Source organism: Halanaerobium sp. ST460_2HS_T2, from assembly GCF_003337665.1.
Taxonomy (GTDB): domain Bacteria; phylum Bacillota; class Halanaerobiia; order Halanaerobiales; family Halanaerobiaceae; genus Halanaerobium; species Halanaerobium kushneri.
In genome coordinates, this window is record NZ_QPJF01000006.1 from 64,768 (window position 1) to 85,262 (window position 20,495).

Below are 20,495 nucleotides of genomic sequence, written 5' to 3' on the forward strand. Positions count from 1 at the left end.
GGCAGGATTAACAAACAACCTCCTGTTGTTTGACCTCATTTATCCTAGTTACTCATCAAGCTTAAATAACTAAAAATACTAAGTCATCTAGTTTAATAGAATATACATACAGATTTATTCAGATAAATTATTTTTAAATAAAACAGGGAAAATAAAGAAAGGTGGACTTGATGTGCTTAACATCAGTGAGTTAGAACGAAAAACTATTACAGAATTACATGAGATAGCAAAGGAAATGGGAGTCAGCGGTTATTCGCAGATGCGGAAAAAAGATTTGATCTTTGCTATTTTGAAGAAGGGAACAGAAAAAGGAGGGAATATTTTTGCTGAGGGTGTGCTGGAGATTATTCAGAGTGAAGGATATGGATTTTTAAGACCTTCTAAATATATCCCCTCCAGTGATGATATCTATATCTCCGCTTCTCAGATCAGGAGATTTGACTTAAGAACTGGAGATGTAGTTTCCGGTCAGGTCAGAGAACCCAAGGATAACGAAAAATATTTTGCAATCTTAAGAATCGAGGCGGTTAATTATCAGGATCCGGAAAAAGCAAGGGAGCGTTCGCATTTTGAAGATTTAACTCCTCTTTATCCGGAGGAACGGTATAAGCTTGAATATCATAAAAATGAAATTTCGTCCCGGATGATTGATTTGATTGCTCCGATTGGGAAAGGGCAGCGGGGGCTTTTAGTTTCTCCACCTAAAGCCGGTAAGACTGTGCTTTTAAAAAAGGTAGCTAATAGTATTCGTTATAATTATCCGGAAAGCAAGATGATGATTCTTTTAATTGATGAACGGCCGGAAGAGGTTACAGATATGAGGCGTTCGGTTGATGCGGAAGTAATTGCCTCTACTTTTGATGAGCCACCCGAGGAACATATTCAGGTAGCTGAGCTGGTGCTGGAAAAAGCCAAGCGGCTGGTTGAACACAAAAATGATGTAGTCATTCTTTTAGATAGTATTACCCGACTTGCCAGAGCAGCCAATGTGACCATCCCTCCCAGCGGCAGAACTCTCTCAGGTGGACTTGACCCAACAGCTATGCATTTCCCCAAACGGTTTTTTGGAGCTGCCCGAAATATCGAAGAAGGTGGCAGTTTGACAATTATTGCTACTTCTCTAGTGGATACAGGCAGCCGTATGGATGATGTAATTTATGAGGAGTTTAAGGGTACAGGTAATATGGAACTGCACTTAAGCCGCCGACTGGCAGAGCGAAGACTCTTCCCGGCAATTGATATCAATCGTTCTGGAACCAGAAAAGAAGAGATGCTTTTGGGAGAGAAGGAACTGGAAATTATCTGGAAACTCCGTCAGCAGACTCAGGATATGACAGATTATGAGCTGATGAGTACTTTTTTAAAACAGCTAAAAAATACTAAGGATAATGAGGAACTGCTGGATATGCTGGACAAGGTCTTTAAGAACTAAAACAGGCTTGAAAATCTCTAGCTTTTTCCTTGCAACACTAAAAGGCCTGTGTTATAATAAATCTTAGCGTGAAGATTTATGTCTTCAGCCCGATTTTTAAGACATAAAATAATCGGTGTAACAATAATTATGTATGCAAGAGAGGTGATATAGATGCGTGAAGGAATCCACCCGGACGTAAAAGAAACCACAATAACCTGTGCCTGCGGCGAGGTTTATAAAACTAAGTCAACTAAAGAAGATATCAGGGTAGAAGTTTGTTCTAGCTGTCATCCATTCTATACAGGAAAACAGCGTAAAGCCAAAAAAGGTGGTCGTGTCGAAAGATTTAATAAAAAATATGGGATTTCAGACGAAAGCTCAGAAGAAGATTCTGAGTAGAACGGAACAGAAATCCTTTTTTCTGCTGCAGGGCTTAATTGCTCTGCTTTTTTTTTAGAAAAATTTTCATAATCTGGCGCTTGTAAGAGAAAATTTTAATTTCATTTTTGATTTAAAATCTGAACAGCAAACTAATGATGAGGTGGAGTAATTGTATAAAATCACAAAAAGTGGCTGGCTGGAAGTAATTACAGGTCCAATGTACTGTGGTAAAAGTGAAGAGTTAATCCGCAGGCTGCGGAGGGTGAAAATTGCCAGGCAGAAGGTAAAAGTTTTTAAACCAGTTTTAGATAATCGTTACAGTAAAAAAGATGTTGTTTCTCACAGTGGAAACAGTATAGAAGCAGTTCCGGTTGATCATCCAGAAGAAATTTTAGAGCGGATTGATAATACAGTTGATGTTGTTGGTATTGATGAAGCTCAATTTTTTCATGAAGATTTAGTGGAGATTTGTGAAGACCTGGCGGATAGAGGGATCAGAGTAATATTGGCCGGTCTGGACAGAGATTTTCGCAATGAACCATTTGGCCCGATGCCGGAACTAATGGCAAGAGCCGAATATGTTGATAAACTGCATGCTATCTGTATTCAGTGTGGTGAACCAGCAAGTAGAACTCAGCGTTTAATTGATGGTGAACCGGCAGCAGCCGATGATCCGGTGATTCTGGTCGGTGCTTCCGAGGTTTATGAGGCCCGCTGCAGGAGCTGTCATGCGATTAAAGGCGAATAAGCCTGTTAATTTTTAAGATAATATGAGGTGAATGATAAATGTTTGATATTAATGATTTAGAAGAAAAACTGGATAAACTGGTAGCTAATTATAAAAAGCTGAATTCCAAGCTCAGTGATCCAGAAGTAATTAATGACAGTGATAAATATCAGAAGCTGTTAAAAAAACATGCAAAACTAAAAAAGATAGTCGATAAATATAAAGAATATAAAGAAGCAAAAGAGGGAATTGAAGAAGCTGAAGAAATGATGGAGCTTGATGATGATCCAGAAATGCAGGCACTTTTTGAAGAAGAAATTGCAGAACTGAAACCCAAAAAAGAAAAATTGGAAGAAAGGCTTCCAATTATGCTGCTGCCTGATGACCCCAATGATGAAAAAAATGTTATTGTAGAAATTAGGGCCGGTGCCGGTGGAGATGAAGCCGCACTTTTTGCTGCTGATCTTTACAGAATGTATACCCGTTATGCAGAAGGTAGAGGTTGGAAAGTAGAAGTTATGAGTGCCAATGAATCCGGGACAGGTGGATTTAAAGAAATTATTTTTACCATTGAAGGGACAGATATCTTTAAATATCTAAAATATGAAAGTGGAGTTCACCGTGTTCAGCGGGTACCTTCAACTGAATCCAGCGGCCGGATCCATACTTCTACTGCAACTGTAGCTGTGCTGCCGGAAGCAGAAGAAGTCGATGTTGAGATCAATACCAATGACCTGACTATTGATACCTTCCGTTCCAGTGGTCCTGGTGGTCAGAGTGTTAATACAACTGACTCTGCGATTAGAATTACTCATGAGCCAACCGGTCTGACAGTTTCCTGCCAGGATGAGAAATCACAGCATAAAAACAAAGCTAAAGCGATGCGTATTTTACGCGCCCGCCTGCAGGAGAAAAAGGAGCAGGAAAAACAGCAGGAGAGAGCAGAAGCTCGTAAGTCTCAGGTTGGTACAGGTGACCGCAGCGAAAAAATTAGGACTTACAACTTTCCTCAGGGAAGAGTTAGTGACCACCGGATTAATCTGACTGTGCATCAGCTGGATAAAATCCTTGATGGAGATTTAGATCAGGTAATCGAGCCCCTAATTGAGGAGGATAATATCAAGAGATTGGAGAAGATCTAAAATGAATATTAAAGAACTTCTTAATCGCAGTGACCAGTTTCTGGCTGAAAGAGGAATTGAAAGTTCTCGCCTGGATGCTGAGGTGCTGATGGCTGATCTTTTGGATATGGAAAGAATTAATCTTTATGTAAAATATGATTATCCTCTAAAAAGTTCTGAAATTGACAGCTATCGAGAGATGATCAAAAAAAGGGCTCAGAGAATGCCTGTTGCCTATATAATTGAAAAAAAGGAATTTATGTCATTAGAATTTAAAGTAGCAGAAGGGGTATTAATACCCCGTCCTGATACCGAAAATTTAGTGGAGGCAGTTATTGAATACTGTCGTAAGGCGGAACTGGAGAGTCCTCAGATTATTGATGTGGGGACCGGCAGTGGCGCGATTGCAGTTAGCCTGGCTCACTATCTTGAGAACGCTAAGGTGGTGGGAGTTGATCTTTCTCTTCAGGCTTTAAAGATTGCCCGTCAGAATATGGAAAAACATGAGTTAGCCGAGCGGATGAGTATTTTAAAAAGTGATCTGCTGGCTGAATTTATTAAAAGGGGAATTAAGGAAATTGATATTATTGTTTCTAACCCCCCTTATATTTCCGAAACTGAGATGGAAGAACTGTCTCCCGAGGTAAAAAAAGAACCGGAGACTGCTCTTAAGGCAGGAGAAAATGGCCTGGAATACTATCGACGTTTGATTCCGGAAGCTGAAAAAGTTCTTAAAAAGGGCGGTAGATTGTTTTTAGAAATCGGTTATCGGCAGGCTGAGTCAGTAAGCAGTCTTTTTGGAGATAACTGGACAGATATAGAAGTTAAGCAAGATTATTCTAATAATGATAGAATTGTAACGGCAGTTTTAGAAAAAAGAGCTGAAAGTAAAACTAATTAAATTTAAGTTTTAGAGCTATTTTAAGTCGGGGTCGGGTGAAAGTGATGGGTTATAAAACAAAGATTAAAAAAACCGAATATCAGACTAAATTTCAGCAGCAGGATATCAAAAAACTGGCACTTGATTTAAAATTACGCTCAGATTTAAAGAGTGACCAGGCTGTAATTGAAGCGGCAGAGCTCTTAAAAGAGGGAGAAATAGTGGCCCTGCCAACCGAAACTGTCTATGGACTGGCGGCTGATGCTTTAAATCCTGAAGCTGTAAAAAAAATATTTAAAGCCAAAGGGCGACCACAGGATAACCCGCTGATTGTACATATTGCTGATCAATCACAGCTTGAGCAGCTTACAGCAGGCAAAATATCGACAAAAGCTAGAAAATTAATGCAGAGATTCTGGCCCGGGCCGCTGACTATTATTTTCCCCAAAAAAGAGGAAGTTCCGGAGACAACCTCTGCCGGCCTGGAGACTATTGCTGTTAGGATGCCGGCCCATCCTCTGATGCTGGCTGTAATTGAGAGTTCCGGACTAACTCTGGCTGCTCCCAGCGCAAACACCTCCGGTTTTCCCAGTCCGACCAGAGCTGAACATGTTTATAATGATTTAAAAGGAAAAATACCGCTGATTCTGGATGGGGGCTTTTGTCATTTCGGAGTGGAATCAACCGTGATTGATCTGAGTGGAGATCAGGTTCGGGTTTTAAGACCAGGTGGAATCAGTCGGGAAGAAATTTCTCGATTTTTAGAAGAAGAAGTTATTCTGGCAGCTGAGCTGAAAAATGATAAAGTTCTTTCTCCAGGGATGAAATATCGTCATTATGCACCGGAGAAGAAATTATATACTTTTAATTTTGCAGATAGGATTTCGGTTTTAAATCAGGCTTTAAAAAGGGCTGAAAATACCAGGATTGCTATTATAACTGCCAGAGAGAGTGAAATTGATACTGGCAAGCTACCAGATAAAAATATAAAGATTTTGCGGGTTTTTGATCATAAGGCACCAGAAGAACTGGCCCAAAAACTATTTGATTTATTGAGGAAAATGGATGCAGATCAGAGTATAGAGGAAATTTATATTGAAGAACTGGATCGAGCAGGTATAGGAGAAGCAGTTATGAACAGGATTTACAAAGCTGCAGCTGCCGATCAATATTCTCAGCCAGGAGGTGGAGACAATTAAAAGAATTTTATTTGTTTGCACAGGAAACACTTGTAGGAGTCCGATGGCAGAATATCTATTAAAAGAATTAATAGCTGAAAAAGAAGAGTTAAAAGCCAAAAATTGGGAGGTTCTTTCAGCTGGTATTTCGGCAGTTAAAGGGGCTGATGCCAATGAGAAAGCCAGTACTGTGATGGCAGAATTAAATATCGATCTGGCAGAACATAGTTCCCACAATATCGAAGATATTGAGCTTACCCGGGAAGACTTAATTATTACGATGACCCGGAAACACAGCCGGGCTCTGGTGCTTAAACATCCTGATCTGGCTGATAAGATTTTCACGTTAAAAGAATTAAGTGAGCTGGATGCTGAATCAAGAGATATTCAGGATCCTTTTGGTCTATCCGAAGCAGTTTATCGGGAGACAAGAGATGAAATAAGAGATAATTTAAAGGCCTTACTGGAAAAACTAAAGAATTTTGAGCTGATTGAGGAGGACTAAGCCTCTTTAAGTAGAATAATATTAATATGAAGGGAGTAATAACTTTGAGTGAATTACATGTAATGGATCATCCGCTAATAAGACACAAAGTTGCAATAATGAGGGATAAAAATACTGGACCTAAAGAATTTAGAGAGCTTGCTGATGAGGTGGCAACTCTAATGGCCTATGAGGTAACAAGAGATATGCCCTTAGAAGATGTAGAAATTGAAACTCCAATAACTAAAGGAAAGTTTAAAATGATTGCCGGTAAAAAACTGGGAGTTGTTCCTATTTTAAGAGCTGGACTGGGAATGCTGGATGGTGTTTTAAAATTGATTCCCGCTGCCCGGGTTGGTCATATTGGTTTATATAGAGATCCTGAGACTTTAGAGGCCGTAGAATACTACTGTAAACTGCCGACTGATGTTGAGGAAAGAGATTTGCTGGTTGTAGATCCTATGCTGGCTACAGGTAATACTGCTATGGAAGCTATTAAATTTATTAAAGAAAGAAATCCACGCAGCATTAAATTAATGGTTTTAGTTGCAGCTCCAGAAGGAGTTAAAAAAATTCAGGATGCACATCCGGATATTGATATCTGGACAGGTGCTCTGGATGAGAAATTAAATGATCATGCTTATATTGTTCCCGGCCTTGGTGATGCAGGAGATAGACTTTACGGTACAAAATAAAAAAGAAATGGAGGTAAGATAATTGCTATATCTGGCTGCTTTTATAATTACTTTAATATTATCTCTGGCCATAACTCCGGTTGTTATTAAACTGGCACATAAATTTGGTTTTATTGATCGGCCTGGAGAAAGAAAAATAAATACAAAGATTATTGCTACTGCAGGTGGAACAGCAATTTATCTTGCTTTTATGATTCCGCTCCGCTTTTTTCTGCCTCCCAATCAAACAATTAAAGGAATTATAATTGGTGGCAGTTTTATGCTGATCTTAGGTTTGCTGGATGATAAATTTGAAATTTCTGCTCCACTAAAGTTTTTTGGCCAGATAATTGGGGCTCTGATTTTAATTTACTATGGTGTTAAAATTAACTTTATTACCAATCCCTTTGGTGGTTTTATTTATCTGGGCGTCTATGCGATTCCTTTTACAGTGTTCTGGATTGTCAGTATTATTAATACCATTAATTTAATTGATGGTCTTGATGGACTGGCGGCTGGAGTTTCAATTATTGCAGTTTTAACTTTGTTTGCAGTTGCTCTGCAGGAGAATCAGCTTGTAGCACCGATGCTGGCTGTCTTACTGGCCGGCAGCTGTCTGGGTTTTTTAAAATACAATTTTAATCCCGCTCAGATTTTTATGGGAGATACGGGTTCCATGTTTATTGGTTATATTATAGCAGCTGTTTCGATTACCGGAGCACTTAAGAGTGCAGCGGCAGTAACTATATTTGTACCGATGCTGGCTCTGGCAATACCGATTCTGGATACAACTTTTGCGATTATCCGCAGGATTTTTAATGACCGTCCAATTGGAGAAGCAGATCATGGACATATTCATCATCGACTGCTGGCAATCGGGATGAATCAGCGCCAGGCTGTTATTTCAGTGTATATTATTAGTGCAATTTTAGGAACCATAGCTTTTGTTATTAATGGAATTAAATTTGATCATGCTTTAATTATTTTTACTTCAGTTATTTTAATAATTATCTATGGAGCCAAGAGGCTCGGCATTTTTTCTGTGGAATTACCACAGGAGGGTTGTTCACTGGAAGATAGCTAATGGTTTTTGCTCTGGTTTTAAAAAATTGTAGAGCATTCAAAAATTTGTTATTTTTGAGACTTTGTTGTTTATTTCACATTTGAGCTTGCAACTTGAGTTTTTATATAATAAAATATTACAAAGGTAAGATTAAAAATGGATAATAAAGATTGGCGTCAGATTATGAGAGGTCTTTCACTGCTAACAGAAGTTGGTTTAATGATAGTTGTTTCGGCCGGGATTGGTTTTGGTGCCGGTTATTTAGTAGACAGTCTTTTAGGTTTTGAGCTTTTTTTTAAAATTTCCGGTCTGCTTGTTGGTCTGGCAGCTGGTTTTTATTCTGTATACAAACTTTTAATTTCAACTTTTGAGGATTAAATAAAGATTGTTTTCTGATTATTTTGTTCTTTTTTAATTAAATTTTATTTCCAATTTATTTTATGCTTTGATTTTTATACTATTTTTTGGAGAGGAGGAAGCATTTTGAATCCAGGTCCACAGATACAATTTTATCTATTTGGTAAAGAATATCTTCCAGTAACTGATACCCTGCTGGTTGGCTGGCTTTCTGTAATTATTATTTTAATTCTGGCGAAATACTTAACTTCTAATTTGAGTATTAGACCAGAAGGGAAACAGAATGTTGCAGAAATGATTGTAGAATTAATCTACAAACAAATTGAGCCAATGCTGCCGGGAGAAGGATGGAGGTTTCTTCCTTTTATAGCCACTATTTTTATTTATGTGGGTTTTAGTAACCTGATTGGCCTTGTGCCCGGACTGCCCAGTCCTACTGGTGATTTAAATACTACCTTAGGGCTTGCTCTAGTAGTTTTTGTAGTAGTCCAGTATGAGGGAATGAGAGAATATGGTGTCTGGGGTTATATTAAAGGATTTGCTGAGCCGGTAATTTTCTTATTACCAATTAATGTGATTGGTGAGCTGGCAAAACCAATTTCTCACTCTTTCCGTCTTTTTGGAAATATAGTTGGTGGTGGGATTATTATTACCCTAATTTATCAGGCGGCTCCGCCACTGGTACCTGTTCCCTTACATGCCTGGTTTGACTTTTTTGTAGGAATGATTCAGGCCTTAATCTTTGGGATGGTAGCAATTGCTTATATTTCTGTTGCCAAGTCTTAGTAGTTTAAGGAAAGGAGGCAAATTATGATTGATTTTTCACCAGAAGTTGCTGATACAGTTATTACAACCGCCTCTTACATTGCTGCAGGAGCTGCTTTGATTGCTGGAGTTGGCCCGGGTATAGGTATGGGTTTTGCTGCAGGGAAAGCAACATCTGCTGTAAGAAGGCAGCCGCAGGCAAGAGGATCAATAATTACAACAATGCTTTTAGGACAGGTTATTTCCGGTTCGACAGGCATCTATTCACTTGTAATAGCGATCTTTTTGATTTTTGGAGTTTGATTTAAAGTTATTTTTATAAGATTATTAATTTAAGTTGTTTTTAATTCTTAAAAGAAGCAGAGATTTTTGCTGGTTTGCAGCAGAATCCACAGAGGAGTTTTAAATGAAGGATATCAATGATCCCCAGAAAGTTCAGATAAAAATCTTAAAGATAACATATTTATTTTCTTTATTTCCAATTATTTCATCACTAATAGCAGGAGAATATGATATTTTATTTGGATTTATCTTTGGGCTTGTAATAGCTACTCTTCTTTTAAGATTAAAATATAATAACATAATTAGGGCATTGAGTATGGAAGAAGAATCAGCAGAAAAATTTATAAGAAATAGATATTTTATAGAATATGCCCTCTATTTTGCAGTGCTTTTTAGTGCAGCCAGAAATGCCAATTTGGACTTTCTTGCTGCGGCAGTAGGACTATTTATGATAAAATTTGTAGTCATACTGTGGTCAGTTGTTGATTTATTAAAGGATACTTTTCAAAGTAAATTTGATGAGTATAAATAAGATTTTTGTTTTTTAAAACCGAAAGGAGGAAATTATAATGGTAGAATTTTCACCAGAAGTTATTGACACAGTTATTAGAGCAGCAGCACTTTTAGGAGCAGGTTTTGCAATGATTGCAGGTATTGGTCCTGGTATTGGTCAGGGTTATGCTGCTGGTAAAGCTGTAGAATCTGTAGCTAGAGATCCGGAAGCAAGAGGTAATATTATTACAACTATGCTTTTAGGTCAGGCCGTTGCTGAGTCAACTGGTATTTATTCTCTGGTTATTGCCATTGTTTTAATCTTTACAATATAGTTGAGACTAAATTAAGTCGGGAGAGCAATCTCCTGACTTAATAGTACTTGCTATATTAATGACTATTTTCCCATCCTCATGATGGGTAATTATATTTCAGGAGGTGAATGTACTCTTGGTTAATATTAATACTACAATGTTGTGGCAATTAGTTAACTTTTTTATTCTTCTTTTCTTACTGCGTAAGTTTCTTTACTCACCAATTAAAGATATGCTTGATAAAAGAGCAGCTCAGATTAACGGTGATTTAGATGATGCCGAAGCCCGCAGAGAAGAAGCAGAAGAATTGAAGGCCGAATATGAGCAGAAACTAAAAAACGCTCGTAGTGAGGCCCAGGAAATTGTAGATAATGCAGAAAGTAGAGCCAATAAAAAGGCTAAAGATATTATAAATAAAGCGGAAGAAAGAGCTGAGAATTTAAAGGCCAAGAAATTAGAAGAAATTGAACAGGCCAAAAAGGAAGCTGCAGCTGAACTTAGAGACAGCATTGCTGATTATACAGTTCTGGCAGCTAACAGACTAATCCAGGAGCAGTTAGACGAAGACAAACATCAGCAGATGATTATGGACTTTATAGATCAGCTGGATGAAGAGAAACTGGGTGAGCTGCAATGAGAAATGAGGTAGCTTCTAAGTACAGTCGCGCTCTTTTTGAACTGGGTAAAGATCATGATAACCTTTTAAATTTAAAATCAGACCTGGACGAGTTCTGGCAGCTGGTATTGGAAAATGAGGATTTAAATGAACTTCTTTTTCACCAGCGAATCATGCCCGAAGACAAAAAGAGAACACTGGATAAAATTTTTGCTGACGAATTAAATCAGGATATCTTAAACTTTCTTTTTATTCTAATTGATAAAAGGAGAGAATTTTTTCTGGAATCAATAATTAAAGAATTCAATTCTCTTGTAGATGATGCCGAAAGTATCCTGCATGTTGAGGTAACATCAGCTGTTGAGTTAAAGAGCTCAATTCTTGATAAATTAAAAGCAAAATTAGATTCACTGTTAGATTATAATATTCAGATTGAAAATAAAGTAGATGAAGAAATCATTGCTGGTATTGTTCTAAAAATTGAAGATTATATAATTGATGGCAGTCTGCGTAATGAGTTAAGTTCATTAAAGCAGAAACTTAAAGCGATTCCAGTAAGTAAGTTAGGGGTGAATTAATTTGAAACTGAGACCTGAAGAAATAAGTTCTATTATCAAAAAAGAAATAGAAAATTACGGACAAAAATTAGAATCCGTGGGTGTCGGTACCGTCCTGGATGTTGGTGATGGTATTGCCCATGTTTATGGTTTAAAAGATGCTATGGCTGGAGAATTATTGGAATTTCCCAATGAAGTATTCGGTATGGCTTTGAACTTAGAGGAAGATAATATCGGGGTTGTTTTACTCGGTGATGAAACATTAATTGAAGAGGGTGATGATGTAAAGCGCACCGGTCGTGTGGTTGAGGTTCCAGTTGGAGAAGCTCTTTTAGGTAGAGTTGTTAATCCACTTGGACAGCCGCTTGATGGTAAAGGCGCTATTGATAGTGATACATACCGCCCGGTAGAATCTGAGGCACCTGGTGTTGTTGATCGTCAGCCTGTAGAAGTACCTTTGCAGACCGGTTTAAAATCAATTGATGCGATGACTCCAATTGGTAGAGGCCAGCGTGAGTTAATCATTGGTGACCGTCAGACCGGTAAAACTGCAATTGGTATTGATACTATTATTAATCAGAAAGATAATGATGTAATCTGTATTTATGTAGCTATTGGTCAGAAAAACTCAACTGTAGCTCAGCTTACAGAAAGATTGAGAGAAGAGGGAGCAATGGATTACACTATTGTAGTTTCTGCTACTGCCAGTGAACCAGCTCCGATCAGATATATTGCACCTTATGCCGGCTGTGCTATGGGTGAGCATTTTATGTACGAAGATGATAAAGATGTACTGGTTATTTACGATGATCTTTCCAAACATGCGGTAGCCTATCGTTCCATGTCACTTCTTTTAAGAAGACCGCCTGGACGTGAAGCCTATCCTGGTGATGTATTCTATCTTCACTCACGTTTATTAGAGCGTGCTGCTAAATTGAATGATGATCTTGGTGGAGGTTCCTTAACAGCTCTGCCAATCATTGAAACTCAGGCTGGCGATGTTTCCGCTTACATTCCTACCAACGTAATTTCTATCACTGATGGTCAGATTTATCTGGAGAGTGAATTATTCTTCTCTGGGGTTAGACCGGCGGTTAACGTAGGTATTTCTGTATCTCGTGTTGGTGGTAATGCTCAGATTAAAGCAATGAAAGATGTTGCCGGTACACTGCGTCTTGACTTATCTCAGTATCGTGAACTTGAGGCTTTTTCACAGTTTGGATCTGACCTTGATAAATCAACCCAGCAAAAACTTGCGCGTGGGGAAAGAATTGTAGAGATTTTAAAACAGGACCAGTACTCTCCAATGCCGGTAGAAGAACAGGTAATTATCATTTATACTGTAACCAATGGTCATTTAGATGATCTGCCGGTTGATAATTTAGGCCGTTTTGAAGAAGAGTATTTAAACTTTGTAGACAGCAATTATGCTGAAGTTAAAGAAGAAATTGTTGAATCCGGAAAATTATCTGATGAGCTTAAAGAAAAATTAGATGAGATGGTTAAAGAGTTTAAAGATATGTTCCAGGTTCAGGAAAACACTATTGTAGATATGGATTCTGACGAATCTGATACCGAAGCAGAGGAAGCTGAGGTGAAATAACAATGCAGAATATGCGTGATATTCAGCGGCGGATAGGGAGTGTTAAAAACACTCAAAAGATTACCAGAGCCATGAAAATGGTTGCTGCCGCTAAACTGAAAAATGCTCAGGATAGAGCAGAAGATGCCAGGCCTTTCTTTAATAAAACAGTAGAAGTTTTAAGAGGTGTTTTTACCCGGACTAAAGAAACAGCTCATCCGCTTTTAGCTGAACGAGAAGGTGGCAGGCATTTAGTAATTGTTATTACAGGTGATAGAGGTCTCTGTGGAGCCTATAACCATAAAGTAATTGATCTGGCGGAAGAAATTGTGGAAGAGGAAGAAGAAGTTTCGCTGATGGTTCTGGGCCGCAAAGCGCGGGATTATTTCCGCCGCCGTGGAACAGACATTATGGCCGAATATGTTCAGCTTGATGACTATCCCGGTTATGGTTTTGCCAACAATATTGCTGATGAGATTATTCATCATTTTGAAGCAGAGGATGTTAATAAGGTATCTATGGTTTATACTCACTTTAATTCTGCTATCAGTCAGTCGGTAAAGACAATGCAGCTCTTACCAGTAGAAAAATTTGCTGAGGAGGCAGAAAAAACTGATGAGACCGAGCAGATAGAGGCTGAAACAGCAGCTGAAGAAGAGGGAAGTAAGAAATATGTAGACTACATTTTCGAACCTTCTCCGGCTGAAGTTTTTGATAATATTTTACCACAGTATTTAATTAATGTGATTTATTCTGCTCTGCTGGAGTCTAAAGCCAGTGAGTTTGGTGCCCGAATGACTGCTATGGATTCTGCAACTGAAAATGCAAACGAAATGATCGATAAATTGACATTGAAATATAACAGAGCCCGTCAGGCAGAAATCACAAAAGAAATTACTGAAATTGTTGGTGGAGCAGAGGCACTTAAATAAAGTTTTATAAAGGAGGAATTTGCGTGAGTGACCAGAACATTGGTAGAGTAGTTCAGGTTATTGGTCCGGTTGTTGATATTGAATTTCCGGACGGAACATTACCAAAGATTTATAATGCGATTAAAATAGAAAATGAAGAGAAAGAAATAAATTTAACCTGCGAAGTTATGCAGCAGCTCGGTGATGACCGGGTTCGCTCAGTGGCTATGTCTTCAACAGATGGTTTAGTACGAGGAATGGAAGCTGTTGACCAGGGTGATCCAATCAGTACTCCGGTTGGGGAAGCTGTACTGGGGCGAGTATTTAATGTTTTAGGTGATACAATTGACAACCGCGGTGAGGTTGAAACTGATGAGAGAATGCCTATTCACCGTCCTGCCCCTAAGTTTGAAGAGCAGGAATCAACAACAGAACTTTTCGAAACTGGAATTAAAGTTATTGACCTTTTAGCACCCTATACACGTGGTGGTAAGGTTGGTCTCTTTGGTGGTGCTGGGGTAGGAAAAACAGTACTTATCCAGGAATTAATTAATAACATAGCTACAGAGCATGGAGGTTATTCTGTATTCTCCGGTGTAGGAGAGAGAACAAGAGAGGGTAATGACCTCTGGCTGGAATTCCAGGAAGCCGATATTTTAGATAAGGTTGCTATGGTTTTTGGTCAGATGAACGAGCCACCTGGAGCTAGAATGCGGGTTGGTCTTACAGGTTTAACAATGGCTGAGTATTTCCGCGATGAGGCTGGACAGGATGTATTATTATTTATTGATAATATTTTCCGTTTTATTCAGGCCGGTTCTGAGGTATCTGCTCTTTTAGGTAGAATGCCTTCTGCGGTAGGTTATCAGCCAACACTTGCTTATGATGTTGGTTCCCTGCAGGAGAGAATTACCTCAACTAAAAAAGGTTCAATCACATCTGTTCAGGCAGTTTATGTACCTGCAGATGACCTGACTGACCCTGCTCCTGCTACCACATTTGCTCACTTAGATGCTACAACAGTACTCTCAAGAGACATTGTGGAAAAAGGAATTTATCCTGCTGTTGACCCACTTGATTCAACCTCTAATATTCTCGATCCGAGAATTATCGGTGAGGAACACTATCAGGTTGCCCGTGAGGTCCAGGAGATTTTGCAGGAATATAAAGACTTACAGGATATTATAGCAATTTTAGGTATGGATGAATTATCTGAAGAAGATAAAATTGTTGTAAATAGAGCCCGTAGAATTGAGCGTTTCCTATCTCAGCCTTTCTTTGTTGCTGAGCAGTTTACCGGAACTCCAGGTCAGTATGTAGAGCTGGATGATACAATTCGCGGTTTTAAAGGAATTTTAGAAGGGCGTTATGATGATCTGCCTGAGGAAGCCTTCTATATGGTAGGTACAATCGAAGACGCAGTAGAAAAAGCTAAACAGCTGGAAGAAGGTGAGTAGCCAATGGCTGCTGCACCAAAAATTCAGCTAGATGTAGTAACCCCTGAGAAATTAGTTTATAGTGAACAGGTTGATTTAATCGAGGGGCCTGCCATTGATGGTTTGATAGGTATTCTGCCTGACCATGCACCTCTTGTGACAGCAATGCAGATTGGTGTTGTGAGAGTTGTTAAAGGAGGAGAAGAAATTCAGATAGCTATCAGTGAAGGTTTTATGGAAGTTCAGCCTGACCAGATAAATCTGGTTGTGAGAACTGCCGAACTGCCGGAGGAAATTGATGTTGAGCGAGCTGAAGCCGCTCGTGATCGCGCCGAAGCCAAACTGGAAAAAGATCGTGAAAATATCGATTTTGCTCGTGCAGAAGCCGCCTATGATCGAGCTCTGGCTCGTCTCAAGGCGGCCGGACATCATGATCATGGTTATGATCGGATATAAAACTAAAACGCACAGGTACCATGTACCACCCGACTTTTGTCGAAAAAGGTCGGGTGGTTTGATTAGAAAATTAAATATTAATAAAAAATGGGCCTGAAAAGGCCCTTTTTTTAATTAGTCGTCAAATGTTAGTAGTTAAATCTGATTTCGTCTATTTTAACCTTAAACCAGGTGAACTTTCCACTGTCTAAATACCAGCTGACATCAATTTCAGTCGGGATTTTTATGCCATCAAATTCTTTATATTCCTTGAGCTCTCCAGTGCATTTCAATCTTTCAGCACTTTCGCTGCTCTCTTTATATCTCAGCGCCCTGGTCTGGAGTAAATTTCCTCTCTGATCAAAAATAAAGTCTGCAGAGGCCTGGACACCCTGATGATTAATGGTGGCCCGGGCAGTAGTGGCATTTATTTCGCCCCAGCTGATGTAATTATTTAAGGCAGCTGTGGGATACCAGGGCAGTTCCAGCAAAAATCTGTGCAGAGCTGATTCATTAATTTTTGCATTTGCCTCCTGATTAACAACTGGCAGCAGATAAGCAATTTTAATCAGCATGGAAGCATTTCCCTGCTTAAAGAGATCTCTTCCTCTGGTTTTAATAACCGGTAACATAGCCAGATCAACCTGCCAGAGAAAACCCGGCTCATTAACAGCAATAAACTGCTCTGCTTCTGGCTTAAACCACTTTTTCTGATCAGGCTCTAATTTCATTTCCCCACTCTGCTTTAAATTTACCGCTGAAATTCTTTTTTTTCCAATTACTCCCGTGTGTTTAAGCCATTTATTAACAGGTTCAGGTAGCTTTCTTAAGTCCTCAACAGTAATTTTTTGATTATTAAAATCTGAGGCTGTAGAATTTTGTTGCTTTAATTTTTTAAGCTCTGAATCAATTTTCTTATTAAACTCCCATTTTCCAACTGCAGCTGCGGCTGCACCTAAAATTATTAATAAAAAAACTAAAACAAGAATAGATGGCCAGAATCCAAATTTAAAAATATTCATATTTCCTCCTTTATTTTTTTCTTATTCCATCAAAAATCAGCTGAAGCTGGTTTTCTATTAATTCATTTTGCCTCTGCTGATCATCAATATTTTCTATAATCATTCTGATAATGAGGCCAAAGGTTGCAGTCCAGATGCTTTTTGCTAAAATTTCAGCACTGTTGTTTAAAAACTCATCCTGTTTTTGGCCCTTTTCAATCAAATTAACCAGGAACTGGATTGCTGATTGATTTGAGTGTGTTTGTTTATTCAAAACTTTGGTAAACTGGAGAACATTTTTATCTTCACTCATCATTACAGCCCTATAGTAGTTTTTGTTTTCGAGCGCATTTTTAATGTAAATTTTCAATTTATGGCGGATTTCTTCTTCTGCAGATTGAAAGTTCGAATTTTCGCTCTGAATAGAATTAATGATTTCATGATAACCATCCCGAATTACTGCACTAACAATTTGAGCTTTACTGTCATAATATTGATAAATAGCGGCAGGGGAATATCCAATCTGCTCAGCCAGATTTCGAATAGACAGAGAGGCTAAGCCATCTTCTTCGATAATTTTTTTTGCCGCTTTGACAATAGCTTCTTTAATCAATCTGGTTTTGGCAGCTTTTAAATTTTCATTCATATTTTTCTCCTTTCGAAAAGCAAACAACTATAATTATTTAAGAATTATACAGTTTGATGAACTTTGTTAATTATAATAAACACTGTTTAGTTAAATTTATCACTATCTTTAGCTGCTGTCAAGTATAAAATTCGACATAAACTGACAGGTGCACGGTGCGTGTACATATACATTCATAAACAAACAGATTCAATCACAAAGCTGCCTACCTGTACATCAGGAACTGAAAGTGGTAAAATATAAGCGGGAGGTATTTCTATGAAGAAAAATGATGAAAGTAAATTAGAAAAAACCGCTCGTGAGGGGGCTTTTGGTCCAACTGAAATAAAAAAGGGTGAGAAAAATAGATTTTTAGGGGAGTATCAGGAGAGAGTGATTGCATATTTATCAGAAAGTCAGCTTAAGGAGGATGCATTATATCCTGAAATTAAAAATGCTCTTCAAAGTGCAGAAGCAAATAAACTAATTATTCGGGGAGATATAGATAAAAAAAATATCTCAGATTATATAAAATGGGCCCGGGAAGAAGGGGTTAGATTTAACAGAAAAAACTCTCCTGAATTCCGGGGAAATGTAGCTCTGGCAGTTGCTGGAAAAGATGCAGTAAAACAGCAATTGGGACAGATTCCGGAGCGGCAAGAAAAGTTGCAAAAAAAGGGTATATCTGATAATATTATAAAGAATGCAGGCTCTTTGCTCTGCAGTGATTGTTGGAAGGAATTGATGGAAAAAGCGCCGGAAGAAAAAATCAATTATAAAAAAGCCGGCATATTCGATAAATTAACAGGTACAGGCTGTATAGGCTGCCAGAAAAAATAACTGTCATTTAAAAATGATAAGATTTGATGCGGCCTTTAAAGGCGTGTTTTATTAGAAAGGGGCTTTTAGAGGTGGACAAGTATATTATTGAAGGTTTAAATCCACTTAATGGAGAGATTAAAGTTGGAGGAGCAAAAAATGCAGCTTTACCGATTATTGCTGCATCACTGCTTGCTGATTCTCAGGTTGTTTTAGAAGATATTCCACAGCTTAGAGATGTAACAAATTTATGCAGTATTATTGAAGATATGGGAGCAAAAGTAAAAAGAGATCAAAACCGGATCGAAATTGACTCAAGCACAGTTTCTAAAACAGAGGCCGATCATGAGCTGGCCCGAAAGCTGCGTGCTTCCTATTATATACTGGGAGTAATGCTCGCCAGATCAGGTCACGCCAGAACTACACTTCCCGGGGGTTGTAATATCGGGAATCGTCCGATTGACCTTCATTTAAAGGGATTTAGAGCGCTGGGAGCAGAGGTTAACCTGGATCACGGGGTTGTAGATGTTAAAGCTGATAAGCTTACTGGTGCTGAAATTTATCTGGATTATCCTAGTGTTGGAGCAACTATTAATATAATGATTGCTGCCAGTCGGGCGGAAGGAAAAACAGTGATCGAGAATGCTGCCCGGGAACCAGAAATTGTCGATTTAGCTAACTTTTTAACTGTAATGGGGGCTAATATTAAAGGTGTAGGTACAGATATTATTAAGATCGAAGGTGTTGATGAGATGCACGGAGTTGAGCACCGCATTATTCCTGATAGAATTGAAGCTGGTACATATATGATAGCATCTGCTATCACCGGTGGGGATGTTTTTGTGCGCAATGTGCTGACCGAACATGTAAAACCACTGATTGCTAAAATGCATGAGATGGGTATCTCTGTAGAAGAGGATATTGCTGGAGTTAGAGTTAAAGCAGGGAATAAATTAAAAGCTGTTGATGTTAAGACTCTTCCTTATCCTGGTTTTCCTACAGATATGCAGTCTCAGATGATGGCTCTGCTAACTCAGGCTGATGAGACAAGTTTAATCATCGAAACAGTCTGGGAAAATCGTTTTATGCATGTAGATGAGCTGAAAAGAATGGGAGCAGAAATCAAGATTGATGGACATAGTGCTCTCATTAAACCGGGCCGCCTGACTGGTGCCGAAGTAAGGGCTACAGATCTGAGGGCAGGAGCTGCACTTATTCTGGCCGGACTGGCAGCTGAGGGTCAAACAGAAGTGAAAGACATCTACCATGTGGAACGTGGCTATGAAAATATAGAAAAGAGGCTTCGAGAAGTTGGAGCTTCTATAAGTAAAGTATCTGAGTAAATAAAACCTGCCGCTGATATTTCAGCGGTTTTCTGTTTTAAAAATCAAATTTGATCTTCAAAAAAATAAGGTGGTGAAAGTAATGATTACAACAGTAACATTAAATCCGGCTATTGACCGTGAGTATTTTGTCGAAAAAAACGAAGTTATGAAAAACCAGTTTATTTATGATCATGAGGACCTGAAAGTTTATCCGGGTGGTAAAGGTCTAATTAGTGCCATAAACTTTAAAGCACTTGGATATAATGATGTTCAGAATATTGGCTTTGTGGGTGGTAAACAGGGACTGTTTTTTGAAAAAATGGTTCAGAAATATGATATTATCAGTAATTATATTTATACTGAGAGTGAGATTAGAAATAATGTTAAGATAATTGGTCGCGAACCAGCCACTTATACTCAGTATAATGATTATACTTTTAAAGTCAAAAAAGAGGAAGTTGAAGAACTAATTGTTCGTTTTAAAAGGTCTATCTCCGAAAGTGAATGTATTTTAATGTCAGGTTCAGTACCCGAAGGTGTGGACTTTAATATTTATCAGCGTCTAATAAAAATTGCCAAAAACAAAGGTAAACATGTATTTTTGCAGGCAAGTGGTGAAGCATTAAAATTGGCTTTAAAATCAGAGCCGGAGGTAGTTACACCTTATTTTAAGCACCATAAAACAATTCTGGATCTGGAAATGAATGATAAAGAAGATTATATAAAAGCCGGCAAAAAGATGCAGGAGATGGGAGCCAAAAGGGTAATGATTCCTTTCCACTGTGACCGCCTGCTTTTTGATAAGGATGGTTCAGTATATCAGCTTTCGCCAAAGGGTTATTGTATTATAAATTGGTTGGGAGCAGGTGACGCCTATAACACAGGATATTTAGATTATGCTTTTCAGACAGATAATTTTGATTTTCTGGAGGCCAATCGCCGTGGTGGTGCAGCAGCTTTATGGATAGCCGAAAATAAAGAAATTTATTTAGATGACCGTAAAAATTATGACTGCTGTCTGGATAGACTGGAAATTAAAAAGCTGGAGGGATAAAA

General features: G+C 38.5%; 25 protein-coding genes. 23 read left to right on the forward strand and 2 right to left on the reverse strand.

The features are described from left to right. Positions 1 to 172: 172 nt before the first annotated feature. From rho to DFR80_RS04335, 20 genes are all read left to right on the forward strand, one after another. Complete coding sequence (gene rho, locus DFR80_RS04240) at positions 173 to 1,432, forward strand: transcription termination factor Rho (protein ID WP_076544172.1); 1,260 nt, start codon at positions 173 to 175, stop codon at positions 1,430 to 1,432. 153 nt (positions 1,433 to 1,585) lie between these two features. Beyond that, a complete protein-coding gene (rpmE, locus tag DFR80_RS04245) occupies positions 1,586 to 1,813 on the forward strand; it encodes a 50S ribosomal protein L31 (RefSeq protein WP_076544173.1) in 228 nt (75 codons plus the stop codon). A gap of 151 nt (positions 1,814 to 1,964) precedes the next feature. After that, entirely contained in the window at positions 1,965 to 2,543 is a 579-nt protein-coding gene (locus DFR80_RS04250) for a thymidine kinase (protein WP_076544174.1), read from the forward strand. A gap of 38 nt (positions 2,544 to 2,581) precedes the next feature. After that, positions 2,582 to 3,664: a peptide chain release factor 1 gene (prfA, locus tag DFR80_RS04255; RefSeq protein ID WP_076544175.1), complete on the forward strand. Its 1,083-nt coding sequence runs from the start codon at positions 2,582 to 2,584 to the stop codon at positions 3,662 to 3,664. A 1-nt stretch (position 3,665) separates the two neighbouring features. Next, positions 3,666 to 4,544 (forward strand): peptide chain release factor N(5)-glutamine methyltransferase, encoded by an 879-nt coding sequence (gene prmC / locus DFR80_RS04260; RefSeq protein ID WP_076544176.1) that lies wholly within the window; start codon positions 3,666 to 3,668, stop codon positions 4,542 to 4,544. A gap of 44 nt (positions 4,545 to 4,588) precedes the next feature. Next, positions 4,589 to 5,722 (forward strand): L-threonylcarbamoyladenylate synthase, encoded by a 1,134-nt coding sequence (locus DFR80_RS04265; RefSeq protein ID WP_084566087.1) that lies wholly within the window; start codon positions 4,589 to 4,591, stop codon positions 5,720 to 5,722. Beyond that, complete coding sequence (locus DFR80_RS04270) at positions 5,709 to 6,206, forward strand: low molecular weight protein arginine phosphatase (protein ID WP_084566088.1); 498 nt, start codon at positions 5,709 to 5,711, stop codon at positions 6,204 to 6,206. Before DFR80_RS04265 ends, DFR80_RS04270 begins: the two co-directional genes overlap by 14 nt. 26 nt (positions 6,207 to 6,232) lie before the next feature. Further along, the gene (gene upp, locus DFR80_RS04275) at positions 6,233 to 6,880 is read left to right on the forward strand and encodes a uracil phosphoribosyltransferase (RefSeq protein WP_369862595.1); all 648 of its coding nucleotides are present in this window, start codon (positions 6,233 to 6,235) and stop codon (positions 6,878 to 6,880) included. A gap of 22 nt (positions 6,881 to 6,902) precedes the next feature. Beyond that, positions 6,903 to 7,943, forward strand: a complete 1,041-nt coding sequence (locus DFR80_RS04280) for a glycosyltransferase family 4 protein (protein ID WP_076544177.1) — start codon at positions 6,903 to 6,905, stop codon at positions 7,941 to 7,943. A gap of 135 nt (positions 7,944 to 8,078) precedes the next feature. Then, on the forward strand, positions 8,079 to 8,300 hold the full coding sequence (locus DFR80_RS04285) for an AtpZ/AtpI family protein (protein WP_076544178.1): 222 nt from the start codon (positions 8,079 to 8,081) through the stop codon (positions 8,298 to 8,300). Between the two features lie 105 nt (positions 8,301 to 8,405). Then, positions 8,406 to 9,065, forward strand: a complete 660-nt coding sequence (gene atpB, locus DFR80_RS04290) for a F0F1 ATP synthase subunit A (RefSeq protein ID WP_076544179.1) — start codon at positions 8,406 to 8,408, stop codon at positions 9,063 to 9,065. Positions 9,066 to 9,089: 24 nt separating this feature from the next. Then, positions 9,090 to 9,347, forward strand: coding sequence for an ATP synthase F0 subunit C (atpE, locus tag DFR80_RS04295; protein WP_076544180.1), 258 nt, complete (start codon positions 9,090 to 9,092; stop codon positions 9,345 to 9,347). Positions 9,348 to 9,450: 103 nt separating this feature from the next. Then, a complete protein-coding gene (locus DFR80_RS04300) occupies positions 9,451 to 9,858 on the forward strand; it encodes an ATP synthase subunit I (RefSeq protein ID WP_076544181.1) in 408 nt (135 codons plus the stop codon). A gap of 37 nt (positions 9,859 to 9,895) precedes the next feature. Continuing rightward, positions 9,896 to 10,153: an ATP synthase F0 subunit C gene (gene atpE, locus DFR80_RS04305; RefSeq protein ID WP_076544182.1), complete on the forward strand. Its 258-nt coding sequence runs from the start codon at positions 9,896 to 9,898 to the stop codon at positions 10,151 to 10,153. Positions 10,154 to 10,289: 136 nt separating this feature from the next. Next, positions 10,290 to 10,769, forward strand: coding sequence for a F0F1 ATP synthase subunit B (atpF, locus tag DFR80_RS04310; RefSeq protein WP_233493707.1), 480 nt, complete (start codon positions 10,290 to 10,292; stop codon positions 10,767 to 10,769). Beyond that, the gene (atpH, locus tag DFR80_RS04315) at positions 10,766 to 11,326 is read left to right on the forward strand and encodes an ATP synthase F1 subunit delta (RefSeq protein ID WP_076544184.1); all 561 of its coding nucleotides are present in this window, start codon (positions 10,766 to 10,768) and stop codon (positions 11,324 to 11,326) included. Before atpF ends, atpH begins: the two co-directional genes overlap by 4 nt. 1 nt (position 11,327) lies before the next feature. Further along, positions 11,328 to 12,908: a F0F1 ATP synthase subunit alpha gene (gene atpA / locus DFR80_RS04320; RefSeq protein ID WP_076544185.1), complete on the forward strand. Its 1,581-nt coding sequence runs from the start codon at positions 11,328 to 11,330 to the stop codon at positions 12,906 to 12,908. Between the two features lie 2 nt (positions 12,909 to 12,910). After that, a complete protein-coding gene (atpG, locus tag DFR80_RS04325) occupies positions 12,911 to 13,819 on the forward strand; it encodes an ATP synthase F1 subunit gamma (protein ID WP_076544186.1) in 909 nt (302 codons plus the stop codon). Positions 13,820 to 13,842: 23 nt separating this feature from the next. Further along, on the forward strand, positions 13,843 to 15,255 hold the full coding sequence (gene atpD / locus DFR80_RS04330; protein ID WP_076544187.1) for a F0F1 ATP synthase subunit beta: 1,413 nt from the start codon (positions 13,843 to 13,845) through the stop codon (positions 15,253 to 15,255). A gap of 3 nt (positions 15,256 to 15,258) precedes the next feature. Then, entirely contained in the window at positions 15,259 to 15,690 is a 432-nt protein-coding gene (locus DFR80_RS04335) for a F0F1 ATP synthase subunit epsilon (protein WP_114489288.1), read from the forward strand. Positions 15,691 to 15,818: 128 nt separating this feature from the next. Here DFR80_RS04335 and DFR80_RS04340 read toward each other — a convergent pair whose 3' ends face one another. Continuing rightward, complete coding sequence (locus DFR80_RS04340; protein ID WP_114489289.1) at positions 15,819 to 16,691, reverse strand: DUF6544 family protein; 873 nt, start codon at positions 16,689 to 16,691, stop codon at positions 15,819 to 15,821. A gap of 10 nt (positions 16,692 to 16,701) precedes the next feature. Continuing rightward, the gene (locus DFR80_RS04345) at positions 16,702 to 17,316 is read right to left on the reverse strand and encodes a TetR/AcrR family transcriptional regulator (RefSeq protein WP_114489290.1); all 615 of its coding nucleotides are present in this window, start codon (positions 17,314 to 17,316) and stop codon (positions 16,702 to 16,704) included. Positions 17,317 to 17,574: 258 nt separating this feature from the next. On the opposite strand from DFR80_RS04345, the gene DFR80_RS04350 reads away from it, so the two are divergent. The 3 genes from DFR80_RS04350 (at position 17,575) to DFR80_RS04360 (ending at position 20,493) form a co-directional block, all read left to right on the forward strand. Next, positions 17,575 to 18,135, forward strand: a complete 561-nt coding sequence (locus tag DFR80_RS04350) for a YueI family protein (RefSeq protein ID WP_076544191.1) — start codon at positions 17,575 to 17,577, stop codon at positions 18,133 to 18,135. A 71-nt stretch (positions 18,136 to 18,206) separates the two neighbouring features. Next, positions 18,207 to 19,457 carry a UDP-N-acetylglucosamine 1-carboxyvinyltransferase gene (locus DFR80_RS04355; RefSeq protein WP_114489291.1) on the forward strand — a complete coding sequence of 417 codons (1,251 nt, stop codon included), beginning with the start codon at positions 18,207 to 18,209 and terminating at the stop codon, positions 19,455 to 19,457. An 82-nt stretch (positions 19,458 to 19,539) separates the two neighbouring features. Beyond that, the gene (locus DFR80_RS04360; RefSeq protein WP_076544193.1) at positions 19,540 to 20,493 is read left to right on the forward strand and encodes a 1-phosphofructokinase family hexose kinase; all 954 of its coding nucleotides are present in this window, start codon (positions 19,540 to 19,542) and stop codon (positions 20,491 to 20,493) included. Positions 20,494 to 20,495: the final 2 nt, after the last annotated feature.